The sequence below is a fragment of the Sphaerimonospora thailandensis genome, from assembly GCF_016863115.1.
GTDB lineage: Bacteria > Actinomycetota > Actinomycetes > Streptosporangiales > Streptosporangiaceae > Sphaerimonospora > Sphaerimonospora cavernae.
In genome coordinates, this window is the sequence record NZ_BOOG01000090.1 from 1 (window position 1) to 10,883 (window position 10,883).

Annotated in this window: 11 protein-coding genes; 5 read left to right on the forward strand and 6 right to left on the reverse strand. The window is 69.2% G+C overall.

Going from position 1 to position 10,883, the window contains the following annotated elements:
• Positions 1–218: hypothetical protein (locus tag Mth01_RS28430; RefSeq protein WP_204019045.1), on the forward strand; the 218-nt coding region annotated here is incomplete at its 5' end.
• A 48-nt stretch (positions 219–266) separates the two neighbouring features.
• Positions 267–908, forward strand: coding sequence for a DUF2637 domain-containing protein (locus Mth01_RS28435; RefSeq protein WP_239090076.1), 642 nt, complete (start codon positions 267–269; stop codon positions 906–908).
• A gap of 113 nt (positions 909–1,021) precedes the next feature.
• Here the strand turns inward: Mth01_RS28435 and Mth01_RS28440 are convergent, their stop codons facing one another.
• The 6 genes from Mth01_RS28440 to Mth01_RS28465 all read right to left on the reverse strand — a co-directional run bounded on the left by Mth01_RS28440 (position 1,022) and on the right by Mth01_RS28465 (position 8,628).
• Entirely contained in the window at positions 1,022–2,227 is a 1,206-nt protein-coding gene (locus Mth01_RS28440; RefSeq protein WP_204019047.1) for a metal-dependent hydrolase family protein, read from the reverse strand.
• 119 nt (positions 2,228–2,346) lie between these two features.
• Positions 2,347–3,168, reverse strand: coding sequence for a 3-oxoacyl-ACP reductase FabG (fabG, locus tag Mth01_RS28445; RefSeq protein WP_204019048.1), 822 nt, complete (start codon positions 3,166–3,168; stop codon positions 2,347–2,349).
• 49 nt (positions 3,169–3,217) lie between these two features.
• Positions 3,218–4,900 (reverse strand): FAD-dependent monooxygenase, encoded by a 1,683-nt coding sequence (locus tag Mth01_RS28450; protein ID WP_204019049.1) that lies wholly within the window; start codon positions 4,898–4,900, stop codon positions 3,218–3,220.
• A gap of 33 nt (positions 4,901–4,933) precedes the next feature.
• The gene (locus Mth01_RS28455; protein ID WP_204019050.1) at positions 4,934–5,911 is read right to left on the reverse strand and encodes a quinone oxidoreductase family protein; all 978 of its coding nucleotides are present in this window, start codon (positions 5,909–5,911) and stop codon (positions 4,934–4,936) included.
• A gap of 65 nt (positions 5,912–5,976) precedes the next feature.
• Positions 5,977–6,897, reverse strand: coding sequence for a zinc-binding dehydrogenase (locus Mth01_RS28460; protein ID WP_204019051.1), 921 nt, complete (start codon positions 6,895–6,897; stop codon positions 5,977–5,979).
• 195 nt (positions 6,898–7,092) lie between these two features.
• Positions 7,093–8,628: a DHA2 family efflux MFS transporter permease subunit gene (locus Mth01_RS28465; RefSeq protein ID WP_204019052.1), complete on the reverse strand. Its 1,536-nt coding sequence runs from the start codon at positions 8,626–8,628 to the stop codon at positions 7,093–7,095.
• 225 nt (positions 8,629–8,853) lie between these two features.
• On the opposite strand from Mth01_RS28465, the gene Mth01_RS28470 reads away from it, so the two are divergent.
• From Mth01_RS28470 to Mth01_RS28480, 3 genes are all read left to right on the forward strand, one after another.
• Positions 8,854–9,336 (forward strand): MarR family winged helix-turn-helix transcriptional regulator, encoded by a 483-nt coding sequence (locus tag Mth01_RS28470; protein ID WP_204019053.1) that lies wholly within the window; start codon positions 8,854–8,856, stop codon positions 9,334–9,336.
• 46 nt (positions 9,337–9,382) lie between these two features.
• Positions 9,383–10,408 (forward strand): LLM class flavin-dependent oxidoreductase, encoded by a 1,026-nt coding sequence (locus tag Mth01_RS28475; RefSeq protein ID WP_204019054.1) that lies wholly within the window; start codon positions 9,383–9,385, stop codon positions 10,406–10,408.
• Positions 10,409–10,580: 172 nt separating this feature from the next.
• Positions 10,581–10,820, forward strand: coding sequence for a hypothetical protein (locus Mth01_RS28480; RefSeq protein WP_204019055.1), 240 nt, complete (start codon positions 10,581–10,583; stop codon positions 10,818–10,820).
• The last annotated feature ends 63 nt before the right edge of the window (positions 10,821–10,883 follow it).

Genomic DNA, 10,883 nt, shown 5'->3' on the forward strand with positions numbered 1-10,883 from the left:
CGAGAAATGGATCTTCTCAAGTCCCCACAGACCCGAAGAGTGAGGTCTACCAGCGCCTGGGCCTGCGGCTGACGTACCATCCCGGCAAAGCAAAAGCGAGAGCAGAGGTGAATCTCAGCCCTCACATAGTGAAAAGGTTCGTGTCCGAGGGGGGTTTGCAACCAAATCACTATGCGCGTATCGCTGCCGCTGACCTTCCTCTGGACGAGGAGGCCTGAGCAGCGATGGCTCCGAACTCCCTTGCGGTACACCGCATCCGGCGTACGATGATCGCCGGTGTTTTCCTACTGGCGGCGATTGCCGCGGTCGTCTCGTTCCGGCACATGCACGAGCTGTGCCTGCGTCACGCTGAGGACCACCTGGCGGCGGTACTCATCCCGCTCGCTGTTGATGGCCTGATCGTCGTCGCCTCGATGTCCATCCTCCTGGCCAACCGGTACGGCTCCCGCGGCGGCCTCCTGGCCTGGAGCCTCCTCGTGGTCGGCAGTCTGGCCAGCCTCGGCGCGAACATCGCCGTCGCCGATCCCAGCCTGATCGGCCGCATCATCGCGGCGTGGCCTTCGCTGGCTCTGATCGGCAGTTACGAGCTCCTGATGTCCCAGATCCGCCGCTGCGCGGGAAAACGGGCCGAAGCTCAAGAGCTGCCTGCCCTCAGTGCTGACCCTGCCGCCGACGCGAAAGCCGACCCCGTGGAGCCAGAAGACAATCAGGAGGAAGACGCCGACTCACCTGCTGAGCACGACGGGAACGGCCGGGTGCTACAGCGAGAAGCCTGGCAGTGGGCACAGCAGAACCGCCATGCCGACGGCGACCTCCCCAGCGGCGTCGCTATCGCCCGGGCCTTCGCCCGCAGCCCCCGGTGGGGCCGGCTAGTCAAGAAGGCCGGCCTCGCTGGCGAGCTGAGTTGAGGCCGAGGAACTAGTCTAGAGGAAGAAGCGCAAGGCCGATGCGGATGGTTGTACACACATCGTGTACGCCTGTGGCCCTGCCCACCCGCAGTGCTCGCGAACTGCCGTATCGCTCACCACGCCCACTCGTCCGTGGGAGCCGACTGGGACGGTGAGCGAACTTCCTGTCCCGTCGTGACGACGAGGCGTAGGGCCCGCAGCGCCGTAACATCGCGCAATGGGTCACCCTCGACTGCGATGAGGTCGGCGCGCAGCCCGGTTGCGATCCTGCCTGTCAGTGTCTCGACGCGCAGAGCGCGGGCGGCACGGGTCGTCGCGGCTTCCAGGATCTCGGCGGGCGGCAGACCGAGCCGGGCCATGCCGACCAGGCCCTCGACGTAGGCGTGGTGGGGCGCGCCGTCGGTGCCCGCGTCGGTACCGGCGACGACGGCGACACCCCGACGATACAGAGCCAGCAGGGCGGGCACCCGATCTGGGCCTTGTCGATCCCAGCGTTCGGTGAAACGGACGCTGATGGTCGGGCAGACGTGGACGCCGCTCGCGGCAAGCCGGAGTATGAGGCCCTGGTCCGGGACGATCCTGCCGGACGCGTCCAGGAAACTGCAGTGCTCGATGGTGTGCACTCCGGCCCGCAGGGAGGCCGCTATCCCTTCTGCGCCGTGCGCGTGCGCCGCGACGGGAAGGCCCGCGCGGGTCGCCTCGTCGACGACGGCCTCAAGCTCCCGCTCCGTGAACTGCCCCTGCCACGAGGCCGACCCCTGAGTCAACGCGCCTCCGGTCGCCATGACCTTGATGACATCGACACCGGTGCGGGCCTGCTCCCGTACCGCCTGTCGCAGGGCCTGTTCGCCGACACGGGCACCACCCATGAACCAGCAGTGGCCGCCCGGCACGGTCAGTGGTACCCCTGACACGACCAGTTCGGGTCCCGGAGCGAGGCCCGAGCGGATCGCGTCACGGACGCGCACCCCTAGTCCGCCAGGTGCGCCGAGGTCGCGAGCGGTGGTCACACCTGCGGACAGCAGTTGGGCCGCGCTGCGCAGCATCAGCGCGTACAGCTCGTCGTCCGAGGCGGCCCGCATCCGGTCCATGGCGCCCGGCGCGCCGTCCAGCGCCAGATGGACATGGCTGTCGATGAGCCCGGGCAGCAGCGTCAGCGGTCCGAGTTCCACATGCTTGCTTTCGCGCCGCAGACGCCGCGGCACCTCCCGGTCGGGCCCCGCCCACCGGATCAGCCTCCCGTCAACAAGCACCCCACCGTCCCGGATGCATATGCCGCGGTCGCCGGTGATCAGCCGGTCCGCCGTGTAGTACCTCACCAGGGTTTCTCATTTCTGCAGGGGCGCGTCCAGACAACCGACGAGCACGCCCGGGGGTTCCTGGGGCCGGGCGCTCACAGGCGTCATGCGGGTCGGGTGTCTGTCCGACCCGCCCGCCGTCAGTAGTTGCCCAGACCGCCGCACACGTTCAGGGCCTGGGCCGTGATGGACGCGGCCAGGTCGCCTGCGAGGTAGCCGACGAGGCCCGCGACCTCCTCGGGGGTCGAGTAGCGGCCGAGAGGGATCTTCGCCTGGAACTTCGTCAGCACCTCCTCCTCCGTGGTGCCCCAGTGTGCCGCGTAACCCTGGCGCACCCGGGCAGCCATCGGCGTCTCCACATAGCCGGGGCAGACCGCGTTCACGGTGATGCCGGACTGGGCGAGCTCCTTGCCGAGAGCCTTCGTGAAGCCGATGACGCCGTGCTTCGACGCGGAGTACGGGGCGGCCAGTTCCACGCCTTGCTTACCGCCCGTGGAGGCGATGTTGATGATGCGGCCATGGCCGCATGCCAGCATGCCGCCCTGGGACAGCACCTCGCGGGTGATGCGGAAGACGCTGTTGAGATTGGTCTCGATGACCGCCTCCCACAGCTCGTCTGGAAGTTCGGCGGTCGTGCCGCCACCGCCCCGTCCGGCGTTGTTGACAAGAACGTGGATTGGCCCGAAGCGATCCACGGTGGAGCGGACCAGGCGCCGGACGTCCGACTTCGATGTGACGTCGGCGGCGACGCCATCGGCATCGAAGCCGCGACTGCGCAGCTTGTCCACGACGGCGGTGACCGTGTCGCCGTCCCGACCGCACAGAAACACCGTGTGCCCCTGCTCCGCGAGTAGTTCGGCGATGGCGAAGCCGATGCCGCTCGTGCCACCGGTGACCAGCGCCACCCGTCGGTCCTCCGCCCCCGCTTTCTCGTTCTGAGCGGTTGTTTCTGCCACTGCCATGGTGGTTCCTTTCGCGACGACATCCACAGGGTTCGGGATTCGGGGTGTTTCAGGGGACGGGCCGGTGCAGCACGTGCCGCAGAGCGTGCTCGATCTCGGCCACCGGGTCCGGGCGCGTCCCGGTGGAGCGCCACGCCACGAACCGGTCGGGCCGCACCAGGGCGGCCCCGTCGGCGCCGATGCCGTACGCTGCGGCGAACGCCCCGTCGGTGTCGAGCAGCCCGGTGCCCGGACCGACCGGGTGCACCTGGACGGCGACGCCGAGCGCGTCCGCCGCGGTGACGGCGCCCTCCGCCCACGCCGCCCCGTCTGGGCCGGTGAGCAGCACGAACGCATGGCCGAACAGGGCCGTCGTTGAGGTGGCCGAGCCATCCGGGCGGGTAAGGGGGACGTACGGGGCGTGGGATCCCGGCCGGCCGGTGGGCCGGGCCGGGTCCTCGAACAGCTCGCCGCCGTCATCGGGTTCGGTGAGCACGGCGCCCTTCGGGAAGCGGTAGCCGAACGCGATCACCGGCGGCGGCAGCGGCTCGCCCAGAGACTCGTCGGCGAGCTCAGGCGAGACCCGGTCCACCAGGTTCGCGAACTGTTGCTCCACCAGTTCCGTGGCGTACGGCTGGCGTTCGACGTCGTGGCTGTCGAGCAGTCTCTGGCCCGCCGTGCCGTTCAGCACGGCCGCGAGTTTCCACCCGAGGTACAGCCCGTCCAGGTAGGCGGTATTGCCGCCCATACCGCCGGTCGGCGGCATCACGTGCGCGGCGTCACCGACGAGTAGCACCCGGCCCTCGCGAAACCGCTCGGCGACCCCGCAGGAGATCTCCGTCTCACCGATCTCCTTGATCTTCAGCGGTGTGTCCGGGATGCCGAGATCGGAACGAATCTGCTCGGTGACGGTGCCCTCGCGCGTCCACCAGCCGTCCGGCAGTTCGGGCGTCAGGTTGCGGAAGTACCCGTACAGGCCGGGGATCTCGGTGTTGAACAGGACCGCGCGGCCCACGTGCAGCGCGGTGAAGCGGCGGCCGTCGGCGGCGCCGTCCGTGTGGGACAGCGGCTCGCTGAGATCGGCCTCGAACAGGACGCGCAGCACCTTGCCCACCGTGCCCCGGCCGCTCACCGCGATGCCGAGGGACTGCCGGATAGCGCTACGCCAGCCGTCCGCCGCCACCAGGTACTGGGCCCGGATCACGCGCCGTTCGCCGGTGTCCGTGTGATCGGTGACCGCGGTGACCCCGTCCGCGTCCTGGGTGAGCGACGTCAGCCGGGTCGAGAAGCGCAGCCGCGCGCCGAGCTCCGCCGCCCGGTCGGCGAGTACGGCCTCCACGGTGGACTGGCTCGCGGTGCCCCAGTCCTCCGGGGACACGTGCCGCATGCTCAGCTGGTCGCCGCTCATCAGCGTGCGCAATACCGGGCCCGAGAGGGTCTTCGCCACGACCATGTGGAAGTCGCTGCGGTACGTGCGCCCCCGCTCGCGCACGGTCTCAGCGACGCCGGCGATGGCCAGCGCCTCCATCGTGTGCGGGTACTGGCCGGTGGCCTTCACGGCGGTCGAAGTGCCCGGGTGACGCTCGACCACCAACGCCGGTACGCCGTGCAGGCCGAGGAAGACGGCCGTGCTGAGGCCACCGGGGCCTGCCCCGGCGACGAGGACGGGGATGGTCTCGTCGGGCTCGGGTCCGGGCGCCGGGGCGGATGACGGTAAGCCGACAGGAGCCGGCTGCTTCGCTCTCTGTGACATGGGACGGGCTCCCTCGGGACTCGGGCTCTGGACTCAGGGGACGAGGACCACACGGCCCAGCTGTGAACGGCTCTCGATGACGCGGTGGGCCTGGGCCGCCTCGGTCAGCGGCAGCGTGGTGTGCACGGCGACGTGCAGATCTCCCGACGCGACCAGCCGGACCAGTTCCGCGCGCGCCTCCGCGACACGTGCCGGGTCGGCCTTCGCCCATGCGTCGAGCGAGGTGCCGACCACGTAGGTGAGACCGAGGAGTTCGGTCATCGCCACCTTCGCGACCTCGCCGTCGGCACCCGCGAAGCCGTAGTAGACGAGCCGTCCGTACGGCTTGAGAAGCTTCAGGCCGTTTTTGAACACGGCGCCCTCGACGCTGTCGAGTACGACGTCGACGCCCTGCCCGTCGGTGAGTTCGCGCACCTTGTCCGCCCAGTCCGGCTGCCGGTAGTCGACGACGTCGTCGGCGCCATGCGCGCGGACGAAGTCGGCCTTGGCGGGCGAGCCGACCGTGCCGATGATCCGGCCCGCGCCGCGCAGCTTCGCGAGCTGGGTAACGAGGTGGCCGATCGCGCCCGCCGCCGCGTGCACGAGTACCGTGTCCCCCTTGGCGACCCGGGCCGCGTCGAGGACGCTCCACGCGGTCTGCGCGGTGGAGCCGAGCGCGGTCGCGATGGCCGCGCCGATGTCCTCTGGCACCACGAGGGCGCGTTCGGCGTCGACGACAACCTGGTCCGCGTACGCGGCGGGTACGCCGAACGCCGCGACGCGAGTGCCGGGCGCGGGCCCGTCGGTGTCCGGGCCGAGCGCCTCGACCCGGCCCACCACGTCACCGCCGGGGCGGCCGGGCAGCGGAGCGGGGAACGGGGCGGTGTTGCCGCGCAGCTGGGTCTCGATGAAGTTGACGCCGACGGCCTCGGTGCGCAGGAGCAACTGGCCCCGGCCCGGTGTGGGCACCGAGGCGTCCTCGACACGCAGGACGTCGGGGGAGCCGTGCTCGTGGTAGCTGATCAGTCGCATGGGAACCTCGCGGTGCGGTGACGGAAGTGAGTTCGGGATACGGTGACGCCTACCGGCCTCCGCGGTCACATGGACAGGACGACCTTGCCGTTGACCGAGCGGGAATGGAGGGCGGCGATGGCAGGCTGCGGGTCGGTCCAGGGGGTGAGCAGGCCCAGTTCGGCCACGAGCTTCCCGGAGGTGACCAGGGCGAGCAGCAGGGCGAGGTCGGCCGGTACGTCGCGCCGGGTGATCTCGTCGAGTAGGAACAGGTACTCAATGCGGACACCGGGGCGGGCGTGGCCCCAGTCGGCGGGCAGCCGCAGTTCGGCGCGGACGGTGTTGCCGAACACCGTCGCCATCCCGCCGCGTCGCAGCAGTTTGTAGCCGGTGGTGAACACTTCACCGCCGACGCTGTCGACGAGGATGTCGGCGGGAGTGGTGGGCGGCTCCTCGTAACCGGCGACGACCTTCGCGCCGAATTCGGCGAGCCCCGTGCCGCGGGCCTCGGAACCGACCCAGGCGGTCACCTTACTGCCGCCCGCGTGGGCCAGTTGCACGGCCATGCGGCCGACGCCGCCGCTCGCGCCGGTGACCAGCGTGTGCTTGCCGAGGAGCCAGCCGGCTTTCTGGAGCGCGTACAGGGCCGTGAGGCCGGCGACCGGCAGGGTTGCGGCGTCGGTGTCGGTGACGCTGTCCGGGACGGCCGCCAGGCGGTCGGTGCGGACCGCGGCGAGTTCGGCCCAGGCATTGTTCGCGGCGAGGCCGGTAACCCGGGTACCCGCGGGTGGGCCGCTGCCGTCGGCAGCGGGGCTCAGGACCGTACCGACGACGTCGAGGCCGAGGGGGGAGCCGACCGGGCGGCGGATCGCGAGGAGGATGTCGGCTCGGTTTAGGGCCGTCGCATGGACCTCGATCAGGGCCTCGTCCGGGTGGGGGCGGGGGTCGGGTACGGAGCGCAGCTCAAGCGTGAGCGGGTCCAGGGAGGTGGTGACCAGTGCCTTCACGTTTTCCTCGCCGACAGGGGTGCGGTGGTTTCTCCCAGGTGTAGGTGGCGGCGCTGGATTCCTGGTCCAGCGGCCATGGGGTCGGCCGACGTTTCGGGTGGGCGCCGTTGCGGACGGTACGACTGTCCTCGGCAGCCGTGAAACGGACCGCCCCGCCCAGGGAGGGCCGGGCGGGCCGAGGTGGGGAAGGCGCGGTCAGGCGGGGGTGGACTCGGGGAGCGGGCCCTTGCCCTCGGAGGGCTGTTCCGGGGGAGCCTCCGCGCGGAAGGAGCCGGGAAGGACCACAGCCGCGAGCGCCGCGATCACGCTGAAGATGATGATGACCCAGTATGTGCCGCCGTACGCTCCGGCGAGGTGCCCGGACGTGCCGAGCCGACCCTGCAGGGTGATCGCGATGGCCGCGATGCCGAGCGCGCCACCGATCTGGTTGAAGATGAACAGCGCACTGGTCGCCCGAGGCGCGCTGGCCTCGCCGACGGCCTTGTACATGAACGCCATCGTGCCGGGCGCGGCCAGGCCGATGCCGTAGCCGGTCAGGCCGATCGCGACGGACAGCAACGCGGTGCTCGTGTCGGAGCCGATCTGCGTGAAAGCGAGCGCGCCGAGCGCGGTGACCAGCATGCCGACCGTGGAGGTGAGCCGCGCGGTGACCTTGTTCGCCGTCTTGCCGGAGGTGATCGCGCCGACGGCGCCGAGGAAACCGGAGGGGATCAGCAGCAGACCGGCGTGCAGGGCGCCGAAGCCACGCGACTGCTGATAGTACAGCGGGGTCAGCAAAAGCAGGGCATTGGCGACCGCACCGACGAAGAACATCGTGATGACGGCCATCGTGAAGCCGCGCTTGCCGAACATGCGCAGGTCGATGAGCGGCGTGACCGAGGTGCGCAGCGCGTGCACCACGTACCCGACGAGCAACAGCGCACCGGCGGCGAAGGCGACGAACACCTTCGGGGACGAGGCGTCACCGGAGTGCGCGGCCGTCGTGAAGCCGTAGACCAGCGCGGCGAAGCCGGGGGAGAGCAGTACCAGGCCGAGGACGTCCAGACGTTCCTCGGGACGGCCGGCGTGCTGGCCGGCGGGCAGGGTTCGCAGTGCGAGCAACAGGGCGATCAGACCGATGGGCAGATTGATCAGGAACATCCAGCGCCAGCTCACGGCGTCCACGAGGACACCGCCGAGGACGGGGCCGAGGATCGGGCCGAGGGTGAGCGGCAGCGAGATCAGCGCCATGGCCTTGGCGACTCGTGAGGGGCCCGCGGTGGTCGCGAGGACACTCTGCACGACGGGCACGATCATGCCGCCGCCGACGCCCTGGATCACCCGGAACGCGATCAGCGACTCGATCGACCACGCACAGCCGGACAGCACCGAGCCGAGCACGAACAGGGAGACAGCGGTGAGCCACATCGTGCGCCCGCCGAAGCGATCGACGGCCCAGCCCGCGAAGGGTGTGGCGACGGCAACGGCGAGCAGATAGCCGGCGGTGACCCACTGGACGGTCGAGAGCGGTGAGTCGAACGCGCCGCTGAGCGTTTTGACGCCGACGTTGACGATCGTCTCGTCGAGCAGCGCCATCAGCAGGGCGAGCAGCAGGACAGCGGCCATGCGCATGAACGCCGGGTCGAGTTTGTCGCTCCCCGCGGCGGTCGTCTCCGCTGCTGCTGGAGCGGTCTGCGAGGGCTCTGTTGTCGTATCGGGTGTTGTGGAGGATTCGGGAGTTCCGAGTGTCATGCGTACCGCCTGGTGTCGATGCAGTCGGGGACGGGCGCGGATCAACGCCACGCTCTGTGTGACCCCCACACTAGAGGCAGATGCAGGCGCCTGCATCTAATTTCCATCCATATCTCCGCCTATCTTGCAGGAGTCCTGACATTTGGGCAGACTAAGGGGCGGATGCGCACGAAAAATATGTGCGTAGACATGGATTGTGCATAGAGGTAGCTATAGTGGAGGGGAGTGAACGAAGAGGAGGTGGACATGGCGGCCGATGACCGTGCCGGGCGTCCGGAAGAGTTCGACCTGTGGCGTCGGATGACGCTGATGGTCGGTCAGCTCAACCAGTCTCTGGAGAGGATGCTCGCGAGCGAGTGCCAGATCTCGCTGCCCGAGCTGATGGTGCTCATCGAGTTGAGGTACGGCCATGAACGCGGCACTCGGGTGCAGGAGCTGTCTACCGCGGTCGGGCTCGACCAGTCGTCCATGAGTCGGCTCGTCACCCGGTTGGAGAACAAGGGCCTCACGGCCCGGGTCTCCTGTGAACACGACCGCCGGGGTGTGTACTGCACGCTGACGCCGGCGGGCACCGAGCGCGGTGAGCAGGCGGAGGCCCGTTGCCGTGAGGAACTGTCTGGACTGCTCGACGCCGCCTCGTTCGACGATCGCTGGGCATCGCTCGTCGCCCGTTTCCGGCACACCGCGGCCGGAGCCGCCACCCCCTAGAACGCATCACCCCCTCCTTCCGGCCCCGACCGTGAAGGAGACCAGCGTGAAACTGTCCGTCCTCGACCAGTCCGTCGTGCCGGAGGGGTCCACCCCGGCCACTGCCTTGCGCAACTCCCTGGACCTGGCGGGTCTTGCGGACCGGCTCGGCTACCACCGCTACTGGCTCGCCGAGCACCACGCCACGCCGTCTTTTGCGGGCCCCGCCCCGGAGATCATGGTGGCCAGGGTGGCGGCCGAGACCCGCCGCATCCGGGTCGGTTCCGGCGGAGTGCTGCTCCCGCACTACAGCCCTTTGAAGGTCGCCGAGGTGTTTCGGGTGCTCGATGCGCTCTCGCCCGGCCGGATCGACCTCGGTATCGGCCGCGGCATCGGTGCCAGCAGCATCGAGGCGCATGCGCTCGCCCCCGGTTCCTCTGCCGGCGGAGATGACGGTGAGTTCCCCCGCAAGCTCGCCGAACTCCTCGCTTTCCTGCATCGCGGCTTCCCCGACGGGCATCCGTACGGGCGTATCCAACTCATGCCCACTGCCGGGGCACCGGAAGTGTGGCTGCTGGTCGCGAGCCCCCAGAGCGCCGAACTCGCCGGCCGTCTCGGACTGCCCGTCTCCATAGCCCACTTCGGTCGACCTCAGGTCACCCGTTCCGTCGTGGAGTCCTACCATGCCGCCTTCGACAGTCGTGACGGGGCCCGGCCGCGCGTCCAGATCGGCGTCGGTGTGTACTGCGGGCCCACCGATGCCGAGGCCCAGCGGGTCTTCGCCAGTCAGCGGCTGTTCCGGTTGCGCATGGGCCGCGGGCTGCTGCTGCCCCTGCCGCCGCCGGAGGCCGCGCTCGACGGGCTGCGTGGCGAGGTAGAACCGCTTGCGGAGGAGGTGGCCGAGTGGCCGAGGTGCGTCGTGGGCGACCCCGACCACGTGCACAAGGTGCTCACCTCCATGGCAGATGCCCTGGATGTCGGCGAGTTCATGCTGCTTTCCACGATTCATGCGCCCCGAGACCGCATGCGCTCCTACGAACTGATCGCGCGGCGCTTCGGTCTGGCAATAGAAGGTGAAGGCCAAGATGGCTGAAAAATAAACAAGATGACTGACAGTCAGACGCCAATGTCCTGAGCGGTAGGTGAAGGTGCCCCGGGACTTCCGGACAGGCCTCAAAATAAGGTTTAGAGGCAACCGGAAGGGGAGGTAGTGGCGGGACCCAGCCGACGGTTCAGTCAGGAGTTCACGGACGAAGAGGTCCGCATTGGACGGGCCGCGGTCGATTGCGCATGCGGCCAAGGAACTCGGCATTCAAGAAACCACACTTGGAAACTGGGTGACACCTGCCGGCGTTCGGCAGGCTCACGGTAATGATGTGGGACCGCAGGACGCGGGTGAGAAGAAGAATGAGCGGGAGCTGGTTCTGGGAGCGGGAGAATCGAAAGCTTCACGAGAAGAAGTTTCTGAAAAAACTGCGGCCTTCTTCGCCTGGGAACACCGGTAACCGCCGCGTACGAGTTCATCGACGCGGGGAAGGCCAACTACACCATGTGTGGACATGCACATG